The sequence below is a fragment of the Psychroflexus sp. MBR-150 genome (assembly GCF_053628795.1).
Map to the genome: position 1 here is coordinate 14880 of NZ_JBRJHB010000009.1, position 19430 is coordinate 34309.

20 protein-coding genes are annotated in these 19430 nt (G+C 34.2%); 4 read left to right on the forward strand and 16 right to left on the reverse strand.

The genetic code is table 11. The annotated features are described in order from the left end of the window. The first annotated feature begins 52 nt into the window (after positions 1-52). The 4 genes from ACSSV5_RS06695 (at position 53) to ACSSV5_RS06710 (ending at position 5271) form a co-directional block, all read left to right on the forward strand. Positions 53-589, forward strand: coding sequence for an NADPH-dependent FMN reductase (locus ACSSV5_RS06695; protein ID WP_211066611.1), 537 nt, complete (start codon positions 53-55; stop codon positions 587-589). 3 nt (positions 590-592) lie between these two features. Beyond that, positions 593-1891, forward strand: coding sequence for an anthranilate synthase component I family protein (locus ACSSV5_RS06700; protein WP_454245273.1), 1299 nt, complete (start codon positions 593-595; stop codon positions 1889-1891). Between the two features lie 81 nt (positions 1892-1972). Next, positions 1973-3289: a tRNA lysidine(34) synthetase TilS gene (tilS, locus tag ACSSV5_RS06705; RefSeq protein WP_454245274.1), complete on the forward strand. Its 1317-nt coding sequence runs from the start codon at positions 1973-1975 to the stop codon at positions 3287-3289. Beyond that, entirely contained in the window at positions 3262-5271 is a 2010-nt protein-coding gene (locus ACSSV5_RS06710) for a cytochrome c biogenesis protein CcdA (protein ID WP_454245275.1), read from the forward strand. The genes tilS and ACSSV5_RS06710 overlap by 28 nt, the downstream gene beginning before the upstream one ends. Positions 5272-5493: 222 nt before the next feature. Here ACSSV5_RS06710 and ACSSV5_RS06715 read toward each other — a convergent pair whose 3' ends face one another. The 16 genes from ACSSV5_RS06715 to ACSSV5_RS06790 form a co-directional block, all read right to left on the reverse strand. After that, a complete protein-coding gene (locus ACSSV5_RS06715; RefSeq protein ID WP_211066615.1) occupies positions 5494-6423 on the reverse strand; it encodes a hypothetical protein in 930 nt (309 codons plus the stop codon). Positions 6424-6527: 104 nt separating this feature from the next. Then, a complete protein-coding gene (locus ACSSV5_RS06720) occupies positions 6528-7346 on the reverse strand; it encodes a hypothetical protein (protein ID WP_211066616.1) in 819 nt (272 codons plus the stop codon). Positions 7347-7471: 125 nt separating this feature from the next. Further along, positions 7472-9097: an ELWxxDGT repeat protein gene (locus ACSSV5_RS06725; RefSeq protein ID WP_454245276.1), complete on the reverse strand. Its 1626-nt coding sequence runs from the start codon at positions 9095-9097 to the stop codon at positions 7472-7474. Positions 9098-9108: 11 nt separating this feature from the next. Continuing rightward, the gene (locus tag ACSSV5_RS06730; RefSeq protein ID WP_454245277.1) at positions 9109-9600 is read right to left on the reverse strand and encodes a DUF3592 domain-containing protein; all 492 of its coding nucleotides are present in this window, start codon (positions 9598-9600) and stop codon (positions 9109-9111) included. Between the two features lie 26 nt (positions 9601-9626). After that, positions 9627-12686, reverse strand: coding sequence for a hypothetical protein (locus ACSSV5_RS06735; protein WP_454245278.1), 3060 nt, complete (start codon positions 12684-12686; stop codon positions 9627-9629). Positions 12687-12697: 11 nt separating this feature from the next. Beyond that, positions 12698-13240, reverse strand: coding sequence for a hypothetical protein (locus ACSSV5_RS06740; protein WP_454245279.1), 543 nt, complete (start codon positions 13238-13240; stop codon positions 12698-12700). 97 nt (positions 13241-13337) lie between these two features. Further along, positions 13338-13925, reverse strand: a complete 588-nt coding sequence (locus ACSSV5_RS06745) for a hypothetical protein (RefSeq protein ID WP_454245280.1) — start codon at positions 13923-13925, stop codon at positions 13338-13340. 11 nt (positions 13926-13936) lie between these two features. Next, positions 13937-14302 carry a DUF4870 domain-containing protein gene (locus tag ACSSV5_RS06750; protein ID WP_211066623.1) on the reverse strand — a complete coding sequence of 122 codons (366 nt, stop codon included), beginning with the start codon at positions 14300-14302 and terminating at the stop codon, positions 13937-13939. Between the two features lie 27 nt (positions 14303-14329). Further along, a complete protein-coding gene (locus ACSSV5_RS06755; protein ID WP_454245281.1) occupies positions 14330-14932 on the reverse strand; it encodes a hypothetical protein in 603 nt (200 codons plus the stop codon). Positions 14933-14938: 6 nt separating this feature from the next. Then, a complete protein-coding gene (locus ACSSV5_RS06760) occupies positions 14939-15463 on the reverse strand; it encodes a hypothetical protein (RefSeq protein WP_454245282.1) in 525 nt (174 codons plus the stop codon). A gap of 75 nt (positions 15464-15538) precedes the next feature. After that, positions 15539-16276: a hypothetical protein gene (locus ACSSV5_RS06765; protein WP_454245283.1), complete on the reverse strand. Its 738-nt coding sequence runs from the start codon at positions 16274-16276 to the stop codon at positions 15539-15541. Beyond that, on the reverse strand, positions 16277-16852 hold the full coding sequence (locus tag ACSSV5_RS06770; protein ID WP_454245284.1) for a hypothetical protein: 576 nt from the start codon (positions 16850-16852) through the stop codon (positions 16277-16279). A 42-nt stretch (positions 16853-16894) separates the two neighbouring features. Further along, entirely contained in the window at positions 16895-17575 is a 681-nt protein-coding gene (locus ACSSV5_RS06775; RefSeq protein WP_454245285.1) for a YkgJ family cysteine cluster protein, read from the reverse strand. 10 nt (positions 17576-17585) lie between these two features. After that, positions 17586-17945 carry a twin-arginine translocation signal domain-containing protein gene (locus ACSSV5_RS06780; RefSeq protein ID WP_454245286.1) on the reverse strand — a complete coding sequence of 120 codons (360 nt, stop codon included), beginning with the start codon at positions 17943-17945 and terminating at the stop codon, positions 17586-17588. An 18-nt stretch (positions 17946-17963) separates the two neighbouring features. Next, the gene (locus ACSSV5_RS06785; RefSeq protein WP_454245287.1) at positions 17964-18458 is read right to left on the reverse strand and encodes a hypothetical protein; all 495 of its coding nucleotides are present in this window, start codon (positions 18456-18458) and stop codon (positions 17964-17966) included. Positions 18459-18542: 84 nt separating this feature from the next. Next, on the reverse strand, positions 18543-19358 hold the full coding sequence (locus tag ACSSV5_RS06790) for a DUF4412 domain-containing protein (protein WP_454245288.1): 816 nt from the start codon (positions 19356-19358) through the stop codon (positions 18543-18545). Positions 19359-19430: the final 72 nt, after the last annotated feature.

The window sequence follows — 19430 nt, forward strand, 5'->3', positions numbered from 1 at the left end:
GTATTTTTTATGTCTTTAGCATAACTTACTTTTGCTTTAAAATTAGTAAACTATGAAAAATATATTGGCTTTTGCAGGGTCAAACAGCTCAACATCAATCAATTTTAAATTGGTTTCTTATGTCGCTTCTCAAATCAGTGATCACAAGGTCGAATTAATCGATTTAAAAGATTTCGATATTCCCATGTATAGTGCAGATGTAGAAGAAAAACAAGGCTTTCCTAAATCTATTAAAAAACTCAACAAACACATTCAAAATGCTGATGCTTTGTTGATTTCAGTCAATGAACACAACGGTGGTTTATCGGCTTTTTTTAAAAATTGTATAGATTGGTTATCAAGACATGATAGAGATTTTTTAAAAAACAAAAAGGTATTCATCATCAGCACTTCTTCTGGTCGAGGTGGAGCAAAAATGGCTAATGATTACACCGTTGATATCTTGCCACGTTTTGGTGCTGAAGTTGTATCAAATTTTGCTCTAACTTCATTTAATCACAGTTTTTCTGAAGAAGAAGGCATTACAGATAAAGCACAAAATGAAGAATTTAAAAAAGCTTTAAATACTTTTATTAAAGAAATTGATTAGTCTTTGAGAACTTCACATAAATTTTCACCACGAGATATTGAAGCTTTTAAAAATCAGCTTTTTCATTGGTCGGCTCAATTTGAAGATATTGTTTGGCTTAACTCCAATAAAGATGTAATTGCTGACTACGATGCCATTTTAGCCGTAGAAGCTTTTACGGCAATTAAAACTGATTATACTCAGGCTTTAGACGCTTTAGAAGAATATCAACAACAAACCCAAGATTGGATTTTTGGTTATTTGAGTTATGATATCAAAAATGGTATAGAAGATTTAAAATCTAAAAATGATGATGGTTTAGAGTTTCCAGATTTGTATTTTTTTCAACCGCAGAAATTGTTTTTAATTAAGGATAATTGCGTTGAATGTCTGTATTTGAATATGCTTGCTGATGAAATAGAAGACGACCTTAAATCTATTGAAAATCAAGATGTTTTATCAAGTAACAATGCATTCCAAAACACCAACCTAATCCCGAAAATTTCAAAAACAACCTATCTTTCAAAAGTAGAAGAGGTGTTAAAACACATTCAACGTGGAGATATTTACGAGATGAATTTTTGCCAAGAGTTTTTTGCAGAAAACCATCAATTGAATCCACAGAATTGTTTTCAAAACTTAAACGACATTTCACAACCTCCTTTTGCTTGTTTTTTTAAACATGAACATCAGTTTGCTTTAGGTGCAAGTCCAGAGCGGTTTTTGAAAAAATCTAATCAACAGCTCGTTTCTCAGCCCATAAAAGGAACGGCGAAGCGACATAAAGACTCCGAAATAGACAAAAACTACAAACTCAAACTCCAAAAAGACCCAAAAGAGATTGCTGAAAATGTGATGATTGTGGATTTGGTACGCAATGATTTGTCTAAAATTGCTAAAAAAAATAGCGTAAAAGTTGATGACCTTTGCAAAATTTACAGTTTCAAGCAAGTTCATCAAATGATTTCCACAATTTCAGCTGAACTCAAACCTGAAATCGGTTTAAAAGATATTTTGAAAGCCACATTTCCGATGGGCAGTATGACAGGAGCACCAAAAGTCTCAGCTATGCAAATTATAGAAAATTTAGAATCGACCAAACGTGGTTTATACAGTGGTTGCATTGGCTACATTACTCCCGAATTTGATTTTGATTTTAATGTGGTCATCCGGAGTATTTTACACAATTCTTTAAAAAAATATACCAGCTTGATGGTTGGTAGTGCCATAACACATCAATCTATTCCTGAAAATGAATATGAGGAATGTTTGGTTAAAGCTAAAGCTTTGATGGAAGTGTTAAAAAACGGGCAAGTATCTTAGAATTTTTTTCACGCTAAGACGCCAAGACGCTAAGGATTTTGGTTAGTTTTGTATTTTAAGTCCATAACCACTTTTAATTCAATGCAAAGTTCATTTCAAAAACAAATTCAATACCTTGTTCCTGAAGCAGAAAACAAAAGGTTTTTAATTGCTGCGAGTGGTGGTTTAGACTCGACGGTTTTGATTCACTTGTGTCATGTTTTAGGTTTGAAGTTTGGCATTTGTCATGTCAATTTTAAACTGCGTAGAAAAGAAAGTGATGCAGACCAAAAGTTTTTAGAAAATTTAGCTCAAACATTAAGCCGACCCATTTTTGTTTTAGAAAAAAATGCGAAAGATTACGCCAAGTCTCATCAACTTTCTACACAAGAAGCTGCTAGAGAAATTCGATATCGATGGTTTGAAGATTGTTTAGAAAAAGAAAATTATGATATTGTTATGACCGCACATCACGCCGATGATGATTTAGAAACCTATTTGATCAACTCCTTTCGTGGCACGGGAATTAAAGGTTTAACGGGAATTTCTAAAAAGCGAAATAATATAATAAGACCTCTGCTTGAGTTTACAAGACAAGATATTTTAAATTATGCTCATTCAAAAAACCTAAAATGGCGAGAAGACCAAAGCAATGCGTCTGACAACTATCTTCGCAATGTGATTCGGCACCATTTGATTCCTTTTTTTGAAAAACATGATGATAATTTACATGCCCGTTTTAAAACCACACAAAGCAATATTAAACGTCAACATGAATTGCTTGATGATTATTTGAATATTGCTTTTAAACAAATAGTTAAACAAACAGAAGACTCGTATCAATTTGACATCAAAGCTTTAGAAACCTTTTCAAATCCTAAAAACTTATTGATTGAATTATTAAAAGATTTTGGGTTCACAGATTGGGATAGCATTTACAATTTAACAACAGCTCAAGTCGGTAAATTTGTCAAGTCACCGAGCCATAAATTGGTTAAAGAACGTGGATTTTTAGAACTTTTTGTTTTAAATAAAGTTGATAAAGACCCCATTACAATTAATTTAGAAAATCTTCCTAAAACCATAGCATTTTCAAAAGGAAAACTGCGATTTGAAATCACTGACAATTTTGATAAAGCCAACCCAAATATTGCTTTTATTTCTAAAGATTTACTTAAAACTGAACTTTTGCTTCGTCCATATAAAATAGGTGACTATTTTTGTCCGTTAGGCATGCAAGGAAAGCGAAAATTAAGCGACTTTCTGAAAGATGAAAAACTAAGCACTAAAGAAAAGGCTCAAATTTGGGTGCTTTGCCACAATCAAGGCATCATTTGGGTAGTTAATCAAAGAATTGACGACCGCTATAAAATTACTGATAAGACAACACAATGTTTAAAAATAACCTATTTCAAATAAGCTTTTTATTATTCAGCTTTATTTTATTGAGTTTTAATACAACTGCCCAAATCAATTTTGGCTCTCAAAATCAAGTTTTAGAACCCATTGAATGGAAAGCCAATGTCACAAAATCTGACAGCCTTTTTACTTTGGCATTTATCGCTGAATTAGAAGAAGGCTGGCACTTGCCGTCAATGAGAGCTTTAGGTGAAGATGTCATTGGTCCAATTCCAACCGAATTTATCTTTAAAAATCAAAAGCACTATCAGTTGGTTGGTACAACCTATGAACCCGAAGGTATAGAAGCTTATGATGAAACTTTTGAAACCGATTTAAAATATTTTGAAGAGAAAGTTGCTTTTACCCAAAAGGTTGAAATAACTTCGTTTGACCAACCTATTGAAGTAGATGTTATGTATTCGGTTTGTGATGATAAGCGTTGCTTGCCACCAGAAACACATACCTTCAGGTTACAAATTAATCCTGATGGTTCATTTCAGGCTTTAGGTCAAAATTTAGAAGTTGATGAAACAGATGTCAACTTGACTAATTCCTTAAAGTTAGATATAAAAAACCCAGAATTGATCAGCTCAACCAATGAAGAACAATCGTATATGATGCTGTTTTTTCTTGGTTTTATTGGTGGGCTTTTGGCTTTGCTTACGCCTTGTGTATTTCCTATGATTCCGCTCACGGTTTCATTTTTCACCAAAGGTGCACGAACACCGAAGATTGGTAAAATCAATGCCATACTTTATGGATTATTCATTTTTGGAATATATCTTTTACTAAGCTTGCCTTTTCATTTATTAGACAGTGTCAATCCAGAGATTTTAAACAACATTTCTACCAACACAGTTTTAAACATCATCTTTTTTATCATTTTTATGGCTTTTGCTTTTTCGTTTTTTGGTTATTACGAAATCACATTACCACAATCTTGGAGTAATCGTATGGATCAAAAAGCCATGAGTTTTGGTGGTATTGTAGGCATATTTTTTATGGCATTGACTTTAGCTATTGTCTCTTTTTCTTGTACTGGACCAATTCTTGGTTCGTTGCTTGGTGGCTCCTTAACTGCTGATGGTGGTGCTATTCAATTGAGCTTTGGTATGGGCGGTTTTGGTTTGGCTCTTGCTTTACCCTTTGCTTTATTTGCTTTGTTTCCTAACTGGTTAAAGGCGATGCCACAAAGTGGTGGTTGGCTGAATACCGTTAAAGTCGTTTTAGGCTTTTTGGAAGTTGGTCTGGCATTCAAATTTCTATCCAACGCCGATTTGGTTGAAAACTGGGGTTTGCTGAAACGTGAAATATTTATTGCCATTTGGATCATTGTTGGTATTGCTATGGTGCTTTATCTCTTAGGTAAAATCAAATTTCCGCACGATGCTAAAACCATCAAACTGAGTAAAGGTAGAATTTTTACATCGCTGATTATTATAGCGTTTGTGATTTATCTCGTCCCAGGATTAACTCAGTCGTCTTATGCTAATCTGAAACTCTTAAGTGGTTTTCCACCACCATTAAATTATAGCTTGTACGACAAAGACAGTTCGGGTCCATTAGGTTTAACCGCCTATAAAGATTTTGACAAAGGACTCGCTGCTGCCAAAGCTTCAGGAAAACCTATATTGATAGATTTTACAGGAATGGCCTGTGTAAATTGTCGTAAAATGGAAGAGCAAGTATGGAGCGAACCCCAAGTTTTGGAGACATTACAAAACGATGTGATTTTGATTTCGCTTTATGTGGACAAACGCACTGAATTGCCAAAAGATGAGCAGTTTAACTATAAAAAGCAAAACGGAACCATTAAAACCATTAAAACCATTGGCGACAAATGGGCGACGTTTCAAACGGTGAATTTTAAAAATAATTCTCAGCCCTATTATGTATTAATGGACAGCGATTTGAATTTACTCAATCAACCCACTGGCTATGAGCCTGATGCAGATGTGTTTTTGGAGTGGTTGGAAAATGGGATTCAGGCTGAAAATTAAATAATAGACAAATTGATAAAAAGAAATTGTGCTTGAAATATTTTTTTTATCATAATTTGGTTTTGTGATATTTTGTATATTTATTTATATACAAATTTTTAAAAATTTATCTTACCCCACAAACTTTTTGCTTGACCCCTTTTTTCCAACCATTGGCACTTGCAGACCGTTGCCAGAATTATGGTTCTCCAGTTAAAACAACTTTAAACCTTTTGATTAGTATTAAAAGTATCGCCCTATCCATTGACATTTTGGAATGCCGCTGACTGAGGTAACAGACACTTTATCTGGAAATGATGCCACCCCATTTATATTTGATTTATAAATATGTTCAATCTTGTATTCAATAAAATTAAAGCCTGCTTTTAGGTTTAAATTATATTGGTAGGTGATTTGTGCATTACCGGTGTCGAGCATCCGTGTTTGGGTACAATGGGTGTTATATTGAAAATCTGAAGCCACATAAATGAGCTTAAAAAACGAACCTAAAACTGGATTGATATAAAACGGATCATCAACCCATGCTATTAAGTCTTCATCTGAAACGGCATAAATAGTGCCTACAAAACGGTCTTTATCGGTCCAAAGTGATATGATCCCCGACTCACGTGACAAGATATCGTCCTTTTCTTCAACAATGGCTCCATCCTTATCGCATTGCGAAGATATAGCGTCCTGAATTTTTGAGGATTCGATAGATGTATTTTCAAGCACTTTGGGAAAATCAAAATTGATGTCTCCCGATTTAGACATGGTTCCAATTTTCACGGGCGTACTCATCCCCATAGGAATCACCGTAACATTAACGTTCAAACTGCCAAATGGGTAATTCTCTATTTTTGGTTCGGAACTTGCAGGTTTAACCTTTTTCTTCACCTTTATATTTTCTTCCTCTTTTATATTTTCTTCCTCTTTTTTTGCTTTTTTCTCATATTCTGCCAAGTCATTTATTATTCGTTGCACCTCTTTTTCCAGCTCTTTATACTCAGGCGTATTCATAATACTATCTTGCATTTTTTTTGCTTTTTCTATCTCTTTATTTGCTTTTTCTAATGCTTGTTCTATCATTTTTTGCTGTTCTGGCGTTTGCGAAAAGCCCACATAGGAAGTAACAAGCAAAAGAATAACAATAATTTTTAGATTTTTTTTCATAGGTATATATTTATTGATTATTAAAAAGTCTGATGTAATTAGCATATTTTCAATGGTGTTAGTGATTATTTTTTAAGTCATGTTTATGTCATTATATATCGTCATTATAATCCAATGCTTATTCGTGTATCGATTGGTAATGACACACTTTTTAAAGGCGTATAGGTGAATTTTAAATTTAACGGGGTAGAAAGTAGCTTCTCGGGTATCTCGAAATTTAATTTACCTTCTTCCATGTAGATATACCCCAAATTTTTAATCATGTTCCCGGAGTTGTCCACCATGTCTATTTCTTTTACTGCTACCCCTATGTCTGAGTTTTGCAGGGAATAGCCAATATTTCTTTCATTATTTCCATCAGAAGAACGCGATCCATTTTTAACGATAGTAATAGGCTTGCCTTGCCAGTTGGCAACTTCATTCTCTGGTGTGAAATTTTGAATAATTGTGCTTTGATCTGGGGCTGATGCATCTTCAGCGAAGTATGCAATAACTGCTTTTATATGCAACTCTTTAGCTTTTTCGGCTGGCAATACTGAACTGGAAAGCAGTAGTTTAAAACCAATAGCATCATTTAAAGCCCGCGTGTTTGCAAGATCAATTATGTTTTTGTTACTTACATAAAAATCGCTATACCCAGTTTCTTGCTGTTGTTTTTCATACTCAGAAATGGTCTTTTGATGTGCTTTTAAAATATCAGTTCCTAAATCATCTTCAAATAGGAGCATTTTCGTTTGAGTAGTATCAAGACTAATAAATTTGTTTTGCTCTTCAATCCAGAATTCTAATTTAAGACCTGTATTCGGGAAGGTTTCTCCGGGAATTTCTTTTTCGATTTCCAGTTTTACAGGAATTACGTTTTGAGCTATAGCAAAATGCCCCATGCTATACAATGCCAATACTATAATTATTTTTATTTTCATCTGTTTATATTTATTGTTTAAAGAGGTCAGATGGAACACCCTGAATAACTATTCTCTTGTGTGCTAATGCAATTCTCATGGGTGTTTCATTTTATAAAATTTTATTGATCACTGTTTTTGTGGTTTTAGTTTTTAATGAATTTGAGGGTTTGTTTTTCGTTATTTTCAGAAATAATATTTAAAAAATAGAGCCCTTTGGATAGGTTTGAAACATCTAACGATGTGGCTGACGCATTGCTGTTTTGCAGTAAAACTTGTTGTCCTAATTGGTTAATTACTTGCAGTTGATGATTCGCAGATAAGGGAGTCTTAAAAAACAACGTATTGGTAATGGGATTCGGATAGATTGAATTATTAAATATTGCTTTATCTACAACGCCTAAAGTGGCATCAAAAGACCATAATTCAAATCCTTCAGAAGTTGACTCTTTTGTAAAAAGTAATTTATTATTTAAAAAGCTGACGACGCTTATTAATGGTAAATCTGATTCTGATATATCAAACAAAGATATTGTACCTGAAGCTGTTCCGTTACTTTCCCATAGCGATCTTCCAGTTCCATCATCTCCTGTGAAATAAAATTTATTTAATTCAGGAATAGGATATGTGGAATATATTGAACCATCATATCCAGGGTGAATATCTATGACAAATTGTGTGCCTGATTCAGTTCCATCTGTCTTCCATAATTCGGTTCCTGGAAATTTACTCACTTGAAAAATCAACTCGTTATTTAATTCAAAGAAGTAACTAGGAGAGCTAGAAGTAGTCCCAGGTATTATATCTTTAAGCATTTGTGTTCCCGAATATGTACCATCAGTAGTCCATAATTCAGTACCGTAAACCGTAGAATAAGCATTAAAATATAACTTATTATTAAATACTTTTGAATTAATGACAGAAACATTGCCAACAGGTAAATTGTCATAATATATTAGTGTTCCTGCAACTGTTCCATCAGATTTCCATAAAGATTGTTCCCCTGAATAGTTATAAGCGGTAAAACATATTTCAGAATTAATAATTCCAAAATTTCCTATTCTGTATGAAGGTGTGTTGTAAAGTGATTTTACTTTTACTGTTCCAGAACTGGTTCCATCTGTTTTCCATAAATAAAATCCTGAACCATCATCAGCGGTAAAAAATATTTCATTGCCGTTTGGCCCAACCATAAGATTAGAAGTATTAGAAGAATAATACGAAAATGGCATAAAACTTTTAACTAAAACGGTACCATTTTCTGTTCCATCAGTTTTCCAAAGTTCACTTAAATTATTAGATGCAGAGTTAGCAACAAAATACAATTCATTCATAAAAACAACTCCCGAACCAACACCACCTATTGAGTTTCCTGATCCAGGATTAATATCTTTTACCCGTTGAGTTCCTTGTTCTGTTCCATCTGTCCTCCAAAGTTCTGAACCAGTTACACCATCATCCGCACCAAAATATACAATACCATTCATTTCTTTAAAACCTCCAGGATTACTGCCATATAATAATCCCAGACTTATTTCTTTAACTAGAGCTGTTCCGTTTAATGTTCCATCTGTTTTCCATAATTCTTTATTGTTGTTAGCGTCTTGAGCAGAAAACAGGAGTTCGTTATTATATTTAAAAAATCCTGAAGGATTACTGCTTCCTGATCCAGGATAAATATCTTTAAGTAAAGTTGCTTGGGAAAAGCTTAACTCGAAAATTAAAAAAAATAGAACATGTATGCCTGTTTTTGAGTCTAATGTTGTTTTCATAATCATGGTTTTTAATTAAATAATTGAAATAGTTTTTCTGTGATTTCTGTATAAAGATTTTGGTTAAAAAAAGCGATGTAGCCATAAATAAAACTTACCGATGTTATTACAACTGCTAAGACAATACCGTCTTTTCGTCCCGGTTCTAAAACTGCCATTTTTGGTTTATTTGGATTGTAAAAAACCTCAACCTGTTGTCCTGGCGAATACTTGCTTCTAAACTCTCTAATGTGTTTTAACCTGTACTGTTTTGAATTTGAAAAAAATATTCGTTGGTTTTTATAAAAAGTACCTTGTACCTGATATCCGTATTCAAAAATCATTTTTTTTGCATTATTATAACTTTTAATGCTTTCTATAGTTCCTTTTGCTTTGGGCCATAGTTTCGATTGATTTGCCAAATACCAGGCGTATATCGAGTTAATTAAAACCGATACCATAGCTACCAATAAAATGAGACCTAATATTTGCCTTTGGTCAAGTTCTGAAATGTATGTTGTCATTCTTTTTTATAATTTTTTTTTAATAATTAACTACAACCTGTTCCAGGCAGCCCATTGCCACCCATTAAGGATATCATTAAATCAAGACCACCCATAACTTCACCGACTCTCCCTAAGGCAAAAAACATGATTTCTTTTTGCACATTGCAAGCAAGCTCTTTTAATGCATTACGAATTTTGTCGTCCATACCAGTGTTATCCATAACAATTATTACTTCTGTTACAATGGCATAAAGTTTTACAAGCGTTTTGCTATAGGTGGCCACAATACCAAGTGCTAAATTGGTTACCCCCATTACAGAAAATGCAGCCATATATAAGTCCATAACATGATAGAGTTTTTTTAGCTGTAGTTCAGTACTCGTGGAGCCACCACCTGTTCCATCCCACAACACGCCATACAGTTCGCCTTGGGCATTTATTTGCCAAAAAGCCTTGTTGATGCCTGCTGAATCAAATAGTTTATAGTTACCATCGCCGCGATTTATCCGCTCAAACCAATAATAGTAGTCTGGATTATTACGGTCTAAATTGCTAAACCAGCGATCAGCAATAGCCTTCGTCCTTTCAATAAGTACTTTATCGTTTAAATCACTCAGCGTGCTATTATGAAAAAGAGACGCTTCACGAATAGCGAGTTGTGCTGTTTTTATCAGGTTAGTTTTGAAAGCATTCTCATGACCATTGGAAAAACTCACATAGTGGGACGTTGGTAAAAAATCAAATGACTGTGATGTCTTTTTATCTTCAATATGGATTTGTTGTTTGCAAATCCCTATTCGTATTCCCGATGCAAATGTGAAGGTGCTATGGGTAACACCATCTTCAATGGGCGCCATTAATGGGACTATGTTTGCATGATATTGAAACCCACCTTTTTCAAATTCGGTTTTTGCTTTCGTTAAATCATCTTCTAAAAGGGCTTCTCCCCAACCGCGCGTAGATAATCGATACTGTAACAAATCAACCAACGAGGTTGCCAGCGTTGGCCCTTCACCTTCAAAATAAAACGTTGTGCCGCCAAGAATGAGACTTTTGACATCTAAAAAATGGGATTTGGTGGGTTTCTTGTTAGTTTGTGTAACCGGATCCCAGCCAGCCAAGACACGCTTTGTATGTGTATTCCCTATTTTTACATCGAGATACATTCCGATAATTCCTTGGTTTAGGTCTTCAGGATTGGGGGACGAAAGGAATTCAAAATCAGAACTAGCGTGAAGCCTTTCCTTATCCATCGTTAATACCAATTCATGCTGTATTTCATCATTTGCATAATAGGTAAATGTATAAGGTGGAATGTCCATGGCATTCACATATTCCACAACCTTTTCTATTACCAAATTTTGGTCTTTGGCGTTATATACAGAACCATTGGTTATGGCAGCCATGTGCTCAAAAGTACTTTTATCATGTGAAGAATCCGTATTGTACACATCAAGAATAATGGTTGAAGGCCCATGTTGATAGGCTGCTAAATCCTGTTCATTGTAAGTATCATCATTATCTCCATCGGTAGCATATAAAACTAAATCAAAACTGGTTTTTGAGGCTTTAAGCAACCATGTGTAAAGTTGAGATGGTGTTGCCCATTTTTTAATAACGGCAGATGGAAATTGTGTTTGAATTTGTTCTTCAACTGATGCCACAAACCTATCCATGTTCTCTCCGTAATACTCCTTTGGCATGCTGAAAGATTCATCATATAAAATCAGAATTTTAGGAGTTTGCCTGTTCGACTCCATCAAGGCTTGAATAGGCTGTTTGTTATCTTTGAACTGAAAATCGCTAACCTGTAAACCTTCAACGATTTTTCCTTCGGAATCCGTTGGGGTTACTTGAAGTTTTACCAAAGGGTTGTTTATTGGGATTGCTTTTACTGCAAGTTGATTGACTGTCTTAATTAATTCTGAATTTGGGGCATTTAAAATAATTGGTGTCTTTGGATTATCATTTTCATCGGGGAGAATTATTTTATCCCCTTCCAACGTAATAGGGTCTGCAATGAAAGACTGCTTTTCCATGGTTTCAAGATCGGCGTTAAAATCTTGATATGCCAATGTTGGAGTAAAAATGCGTAAATTACCAATAGGTGTCACAGCACTTTGTTCCAAACTTAATCCATTGAGGCAAGCAAAATGTATCTGGTTCCCTATTAAATCTCTTGATTTCCAGGCGCCTGAGATGAGTTCAATTTCTTTATCAGGGTGTATGGCTTCTCTATAAGTTATCTTAATTTCAAGAGTTTCTTCGTTTAACTTAACAGGATCAGCTTCAGAAATTCCTCCCTTGTTTTTAAGCTCTCCAAACGGAATGTTGGCATCAAACAAATGGGCGTATTTTGTGACGCCATCTATTTGAAACGCCACGGTTGGCGTGCGGTAATTATCCCATCTAAAATCAAAACCAGACTTATTTAGCGTCTCTTTATTGGGAATTAAACCCCATAATTGTTCGGCTAATGCATTCGTCTTTTTAAAATCCTGGTCGAAAACCGGAATTTTATTATCTTCATTATTCTCAACTTGCAACTCTTTCTTCCATTGTTTCCATTGTTTTTTGGAAACCTCTACATTAAATTTCCGTTGTACAGGGCGTAAAAAAAATGACATGGCTTCTTCTGGCGTAATTGTAGTGCGCTCAAAAACCACTTTGGAGGAAATGCCGGCCTCAGAAAACATTTGATTCAATAATTCTGCTTTTTCCCTGGGTGTCGCCATCCCATAACGCAACACGCCTTTCATTCCCCATTTAAATTGTCTTCCAATATATCCAATGGATTTATTTGAGGCTGGCATTAAATAAATCTCATCTCTCACAAAATTAAACATGGCTTCCGCATCTTTGGAAGCTACTAAAGCTTTCATGCGCCCTTCCAAATAATCGGGACAGGTTTGCAACGCCAAAAGCATTTCTTCCCACACTTTATACGGTACTTTCCCGGAACCTATAAACATCTTTTTATCAGACTCACAGCCCAAAAAAGATAACGGAAGGTTTGTTGCCAAATAAATCAAGGCTATTTGCTGCATAAACTCCCTTCGGGAATTGGGACTTGTTGTATGCGGTTGCTTTTTGGTCGGCTGCATTTACAAAGTGTTTATTTAAGATTTTTCAGTGCATTGATATCAAAAGCCTCCCAAAGCTCATCTGGGTTCATTTCACTTAACAAATAAATATAAAATCTGCTTTTATATAAAAATTCAAGTTTTGTATGACTTCCTATATATTGTGTTGCAAAAGTTGCGATGCCGTTACGTTCTTTTTTAATGTATTTGATATCGGCAGTATCCTCAAAATTTTTATTATTTAGTGTATTTAAAAAATAGATTGCTCTTTTTTTGCTTTCTCCAGTAGCATCGGTAACTTCCAAGGAGATTTTTCGGCCACCAAAATGCCCTAATATGGATTGACCTGTAATTACCGGATCTTTATCTAATTTTAAATCATAAAGCTGCTTTGGAAACGCTGCTTTTAATTGCTCATTGGAAAGTGGTGTTAATTTTTGAATGGTCTTTATAGATGATTCGCTACTGGTTGTTTGAGGGTTTGCATCAACTATATTACTATCTTCTTCTTTTTTATTGTTCTTACATGCAAACAAAAGGGTTGCCAAAAAAGTGATGTAGATTATTTTTTTCATCTGTTTAACTTTATTTGTTTTTCAATAGTCCGATGGAATGCTCTTTTAAATATTTTGTTTCTTTTGAAAAATTTGTTAAAGAGCATTTCATACTAGTTTACTTTTTAAAATTCTGTAACGCATTGATATCAAAAGCCTCCCAAAGCTCGTCTGGATCCATTTTGATACGATTATCGTCATTGCGTAAAGAAATGTAGAACCGATTGTTGTACAAAAACCAAATCCCACTTCTACCATTTTTTTTAAAATATTCGGCATGGGTTTTAATACCACTGTGCTCTGTATTTACAACTTTAAAATTGTTGGTTTCCTCTGGTACTTTATTGTAGGTATAACTATTGATAAAATTTGCTGCCAATTGGTTTTTATTCCCAGCTGCATCTGTTATGGAAAGTGATATTTCATGATTGCCAAAACTCCCCACAACTTGTTGACCAATAACCATTATTTTTTCATCTACTGGCACACCTTTCAAATGCTTTGGAAACGCATTTTTTAATTCGTCTTCTGATAATGGTGTTATTTTAGAAAGTTTTGCTGCCACCTTTTGTCCTTCTGAAATTTGTTGTGTATAATTCCCCTTATCTTTAAGTGCTGGTAATACGTCCGTTAAAATCTGTTTAGGTTTTTTATCACAAGAAATAAGCACCGTTACAAAAACCATTAATAAAATAAATTTTTTCATGGGTGAAAGGTTTATATGTTTTTAAACCATTCTATATATTTCTTTCCTAAAATTGGCACGGGTTTTTCCTTGGCGTTAATGGCGTTTATTAACCCTATAATCCACATATAAAGCAATACAAAAAAGCCCACAAGGTCTATGATCCATCCCAGTATGGGAACCATTCCGATAACTCCCAGTGCAAAACCTGTTAATGCCAATCCAAGAGATTGCTTGATATGATAGCTTGCAAAGGCGTTTTTTTTATCATTGTTCATTACAAAGGCAATAATTAAACCTATAAATGTTATGTAAGCAATGAGGGCTATTGTTTTGCCTTCTTTTACAATAGCTTCGTTGGATGATGCCTGTACGGTGTTGTTTTCTGTTGTTTCCATAGTTGTTTTATTTATTAATTCGTGTTATTATGTTCTAAAATCATAAACATTGAAGCTATCCAATATAATTTTACCTTGCATTGGAAATAATTCTTTCTTGAGAGTTGAGCCAAGAGAAAAGCCCATGCCATTAAAGGTTACAACAAGTCTGTTTTCAGACAATTCGTCAAGAGAAACAGTGCCTTGATATAGTGCCTTGGTATCACTTTGAAGATATTTGCCACTGGGAACTATAACTTCTAACCTGCTATGTGTTTTTACCTTATAGGCTTCTCCTATTTTTAATGCAGAGGATTGTTGGGAAATGGCAATTGGTATATGTTTCAATAAATCCGGAGCGTACATATTAACCAATATCATTTGCTTGTTTACGTCATTTATTCTAAACTGAATACCATTGTCCAGAAAGACCACATCGGTAGTTGTTTTTTGGTCAAAGTTGTCCATTTTGAATGGTTTACCATCAATTTGTGCTTCAACAAGTCCTGTAACCACTTTCTTTTTTTTATCTTTTTTTGTAATAGTGGTCATATCATTGGTTTTCACTTCCTTGCTTTGTGTGCTTTTGGCATCATTTTTACATGCTACCATTAGAAGGGTCAAAAAAATAAAGCTGATTATTTTTTGCATCATGTTTTAATTTTTAAATTTTTTCATTACATCTATATCAAATGTATTCCAAAGTTCATCGGGACTCATACCTTCCCCTCTCAATACAACGTACCATCTATTATGGTAAACAAAAGCTATATCACATCTTTCACTATTTATTCTGTAGTTGCTAATGGTTTTAATACCATTACGTTCTTTATTTTCGTGCTTGGTATCTTCATCGTCAAATTGCTTTATGTTGTAAGCCATCAAAAAGGTTTTTTGTAATCCATTGTGTTTTTCTGAACAGTCGATGATTTGTAGTTCAATTTTTCCGTCTCCGTATGTTCCATTTGCCATTTGGTTTTCGCTAAAAAACTTATCATCCAAGGGTAGTCCACCTATTGATTTTGGGAATGCTTCCTTAAAATCGGCTTTGGTATAAGGCGTTTTTTTAAAATCTTTTTGTACTACGTTTTGAGTATCTTGTTGCGATTCATCTTGTGCTTTTGTTTCATGTTTACAGGCTATAAAACAAAAAATAAATGCTATAGTAATGATTCTTTTCATCTGTTAAAATTTATTTGTTCACTATTTTTAAAATTTGCTAATTGACTTTTTATCTTTTAATTTTTATAAAGTATTCTATTTAACAACCACCCACTGAATATTGTCAGGAATACGGTCTATCCTACTTATTTCGGTTTTAGAAGGTGTTATTTTTCCGTTTGCATCGGTAAAAACTTCAGCAATGTTATATTTGATTATATTCCATCCTTTTTGCAATTCTAAATTTATGATGGTTTTATTATTATAAGTTTCACCAGTTGAAACAGACGTTTGCCATAAACACTCTGCTTTAGCCGATGCTGGTTCTTCCACAAAAAACCATTGCAAATAATAGCCTTTAGCACTATTTTTTTCTCCATAAGAATACAACCAATTGGCTATTTCTGGATTGCTAACGGCATACATTACGGATTCGTCCCATTCTGCATTTTTGGCTTTAACTTCAAGATCTGGCATTCCCACAACCAATGCTTCCCCATTTTCATATTCAACCATTAAACCCGAGCATTCAAAAGTTGTAGCCACTGTTTTAAATTCAATTTCCCAACCTTCTGGTGCTTTTGCTTTTGCGTTTTCAGCTTTTAGTTTGATAGTTTTCAGATAATTTTCATCCAAAGGAATACTGAAATTACCCTCTTCATCAATAGTTCCAATTTCCATGGTCTCTTTTGAAATCATATCATAAAAAGCAATTAGCTTTTCTCCTCCTGTATAATTTGAAATGCTTCCTGAAATAGCCTCTTGTGCCTGGCACGTCATACTAAATAATACACTTATTGCTACTACTATGGTATGGTTTATTTGTGTTTTCATTTAATATGTATTAAGTTTTTGCAAATCTTCTTTTTTAAAGTAAGTCCATAGCACATCGGGTTTTTCAACACCCTCAAGGCTTAACCTGAATCGTTGGTTGTAAATAAATGAGATGCTATAACGATTAATGTTGTGTTGCAGAAAGGCGATGGTTTTGTATCCGTTGCGTTCTTTTCTAAGGTACTCAGTTCCTTCAGGACCTTTTGCTGTTGTTTTATACGCGTCTTCAAAATTTTTGAGAATAGCAGACCCCTTTCTATTTTCATCTTCCAAAGTGTAGGTCAAACTATGGTCGTAATCATTTCCTTTGATATAGGTGCCCGAGGCAATACCGTTCGTTTTTAGTAACTTATCACCTATGTTAATCAATTTATAATCCCCGATTTGTTTTGGAAAGAAGTTGCCCGCTTGTTCTTTGGTAAGCGTCTCTTTTTTTTGATTGTTAGCTGTTTGCTTGGGCAATTCAACCTGATGCGATTGGTTTGAATCCTTATGTTCTTGTTTTGTCTCATCTTTACACGATGAAAGACACAACAAGAGACTGAATAGGAATAGAATAGTTTTTTTTATTTTCATTTGTTCAATTATAATGGTCTCATTCTTTAAAAAAATTAAATCTTAAGTAACAGATAAAATATCCCACTTTCCTTCAACCCAGGATTGAATTGCCACTAAATGGAACTTTAATTTTTGCTCCACTTTTGTTGGTGTTTCTATGTTTTTTGAAGCACAGTACTTTTCTATAATTGGATCCGGATCCAAAACCCAATCGGTGTAGCCAATCGCTTTTTTAGTGCCTTTAAAAGGCGCTGCTTCATCCTTTTTACAGGATTCATCGTTCAAAGCTGAGATAGCCATTTGTTGAATTAGTTTTAAATAACTTTTTTCAGCTTTTAAAAATGAACTTACTTTTTGTGTTTTTAAGTAATCTCTAACCTTTGATGCACCACCATACACACCTTTTGACTTTGGATGTGGTTCAAGTTCTGTAAAGCGCTCATTGCCATTGTCCATGCGCAGTCTTCCCAAAGGGTACAACCGACAAACCAGTGGCCTGTCTTTATGAACAGTACAACCTTCTTTTCCTAAAAACTGGCAGGCGCCAGAAACCTTGTTTTGCTTTAAAAACTGACCATCAAGATGTTTTTTCCTGAATTGGGTTGTTGAAATTCCCAAACAACTCGATAAGCGTAACAATTCATAAGGATTGATTTGAATCAATTTGTTGTGACAACAGTTGTTACAGGCATAGCACTGATAGGAAAAAGCAGATTCACGGGTTCTGGTAATTGGATTCATAAGCAAACTTTTATTCGACTTTTTGAGCCATTTCTGAAAGTTGTTTCATAAAATTTCTGTCTGTAATGCTCGTTTCTATAGTTTTCCAGTTGCGTTGGTCAAAACTAGCTTCCATTTTTATGGTGAGCGATTCCATTTTACCACTTTTCAATTTTTCCAAATTATTCTCTGAAAATGAATACATATTATCTTTAAGTGGAATGCCACCGACATACTTAATTTTTGCAAACAATTTACCATTGCCCTGCCCGGTTGCCACAGGAAACCCAAAGGCACTGTTCAGCGTTAAGGCTGCCGCTGCCATTGATACGTTGACCAAAAAGTCTCGTCTATTTGGTTTTTCATTTTTTGATTTCTTTTTTGTTTCCATTTTTTATTTGAATTAATTTTACTGAACAGAAAATTTAATGGTAGCGGGTGCAATTCCTGATTTTACAGATTGTTTTGGTGACGGCACCGTCTCTAAAATAATTTCATAGTTTCCTTTCGGTAAAAAACCTTCGGTAGAAGTATCTTGTGTACTTAATTTTTCTAAAGCAGGGATAAAATCAAAGCCCTCTGCAGGCACAAACATATCGCCTGGTAACCATGGCCATCCACCTCTTGTTGTTTGAGAAATTGTTTTACCATTATATTTTACGGTGGTTTTCATATCAAACAGAACAATATTTCTGTCGTTAATACCATCGGCTCTAAAATTAAACTTGATGCTGTAGGAGCCTTGTTTAAAAGCTTTGAATAAATCTACAGCTGCCAACTCTTTAAAACTAGTGGTTCTGGAAAAGCCTTCTACACCTAATCTGCCCTCAAGGCTTTGGGAAAAGGAAAGTGTTGTACTTAGCATTGCACCAATAAGGAATACTTTAATTGTTTGTGTTTTCATGATTTTTGTTTTTTTGGTTTACTATTTTATAATTCATAAATGATTTAAACAATTACTTTTGTTTGGGATCAATTTTTTTTTTAATTACATAAACTTATAATCTGACTTTTTAATGGTTTTTGACACTTCTTCTAAACCAATACATTCCATCGTCATATTTTCCTTTTTCTTTTTTAAGCCTTTCATGTCCATATAAATCATGAGTAGTTTTTCATCTTTATCAAAATAGTCATTTACTTGCCTAGGAATTTTGGTTTGCTGGTTTTTGTAGATATCGTCAAAGCTCACTTCGGCCTCATTGGTAAAATACATATCCATTTCAAAGTCTTTATTAGTAGCTTTAACACCTTTGCAATGGTAACCATTGATGGTTTTATCTGGAAGTGATGTAAATACGAATTCTTTAGACTGGTCTTTTGTTTCTTCCAAATCCAAATCATCTGGCATTTGTGTTACCATACCAACATTATTCCCTTGGGATTGCATAAACATAACGATTACCTTATTGCCGTTATCCATGATGGTAAACATGTTTTCCATGGTGGCTGACGTAAAACCAAAATAGGGTGCATCGGGTTTTAAATAGTAATCAAAGACTATTTCACCTTCTTTTTTTGTGCTCATTTTTAAAGAATATTTCCAAGTGAAATCATACGAGTTTGCAACCAATCCAGGATTTGCTTTTTCTTTGCGACCGGAGTTAGCAAAAGGATTTATGTCAAAAGCTTTATCCATGGTTTTAGCGGTTTTTTTGGCAGCTTTGTCAGCTGTCTTATCAACAACAACATCTTCTACTGTTTGTTCTACACGGTTTTTTAGTTTTTTTAGGAATTGAGCTTCAACTGTTTGGGTTAGGAGAAGATAAAGTGTTAATGTGACAAATAAATGAGTTGTTTTCATATCAAATGTTTTTTACTTTAAGCTATTTAAATTGCATTATGCAAAGCTTAAGCAAAACTATATTTGATACTT

Excerpts from the sequence above, each read along its gene's own strand:
- ACSSV5_RS06695 (WP_211066611.1), top strand. The coding sequence starts at position 53 with ATGAAAAATATATTGGCTTTTGCAGGGTCAAACAGCTCAACATCAATC.
- tilS (WP_454245274.1), top strand. The coding sequence starts at position 1,973 with ATGCAAAGTTCATTTCAAAAACAAATTCAATACCTTGTTCCTGAAGCA.
- ACSSV5_RS06710 (WP_454245275.1), top strand. The coding sequence starts at position 3,262 with ATGTTTAAAAATAACCTATTTCAAATAAGCTTTTTATTATTCAGCTTT.
- ACSSV5_RS06715 (WP_211066615.1), bottom strand. The coding sequence starts at position 6,423 with ATGAAAAAAAATCTAAAAATTATTGTTATTCTTTTGCTTGTTACTTCC.
- ACSSV5_RS06720 (WP_211066616.1), bottom strand. The coding sequence starts at position 7,346 with ATGAAAATAAAAATAATTATAGTATTGGCATTGTATAGCATGGGGCAT.
- ACSSV5_RS06725 (WP_454245276.1), bottom strand. The coding sequence starts at position 9,097 with ATGAAAACAACATTAGACTCAAAAACAGGCATACATGTTCTATTTTTT.
- ACSSV5_RS06730 (WP_454245277.1), bottom strand. The coding sequence starts at position 9,600 with ATGACAACATACATTTCAGAACTTGACCAAAGGCAAATATTAGGTCTC.
- ACSSV5_RS06735 (WP_454245278.1), bottom strand. The coding sequence starts at position 12,686 with ATGCAGCCGACCAAAAAGCAACCGCATACAACAAGTCCCAATTCCCGA.
- ACSSV5_RS06740 (WP_454245279.1), bottom strand. The coding sequence starts at position 13,240 with ATGAAAAAAATAATCTACATCACTTTTTTGGCAACCCTTTTGTTTGCA.
- ACSSV5_RS06745 (WP_454245280.1), bottom strand. The coding sequence starts at position 13,925 with ATGAAAAAATTTATTTTATTAATGGTTTTTGTAACGGTGCTTATTTCT.
- ACSSV5_RS06750 (WP_211066623.1), bottom strand. The coding sequence starts at position 14,302 with ATGGAAACAACAGAAAACAACACCGTACAGGCATCATCCAACGAAGCT.
- ACSSV5_RS06755 (WP_454245281.1), bottom strand. The coding sequence starts at position 14,932 with ATGCAAAAAATAATCAGCTTTATTTTTTTGACCCTTCTAATGGTAGCA.
- ACSSV5_RS06760 (WP_454245282.1), bottom strand. The coding sequence starts at position 15,463 with ATGAAAAGAATCATTACTATAGCATTTATTTTTTGTTTTATAGCCTGT.
- ACSSV5_RS06765 (WP_454245283.1), bottom strand. The coding sequence starts at position 16,276 with ATGAAAACACAAATAAACCATACCATAGTAGTAGCAATAAGTGTATTA.
- ACSSV5_RS06770 (WP_454245284.1), bottom strand. The coding sequence starts at position 16,852 with ATGAAAATAAAAAAAACTATTCTATTCCTATTCAGTCTCTTGTTGTGT.
- ACSSV5_RS06775 (WP_454245285.1), bottom strand. The coding sequence starts at position 17,575 with ATGAATCCAATTACCAGAACCCGTGAATCTGCTTTTTCCTATCAGTGC.
- ACSSV5_RS06780 (WP_454245286.1), bottom strand. The coding sequence starts at position 17,945 with ATGGAAACAAAAAAGAAATCAAAAAATGAAAAACCAAATAGACGAGAC.
- ACSSV5_RS06785 (WP_454245287.1), bottom strand. The coding sequence starts at position 18,458 with ATGAAAACACAAACAATTAAAGTATTCCTTATTGGTGCAATGCTAAGT.
- ACSSV5_RS06790 (WP_454245288.1), bottom strand. The coding sequence starts at position 19,358 with ATGAAAACAACTCATTTATTTGTCACATTAACACTTTATCTTCTCCTA.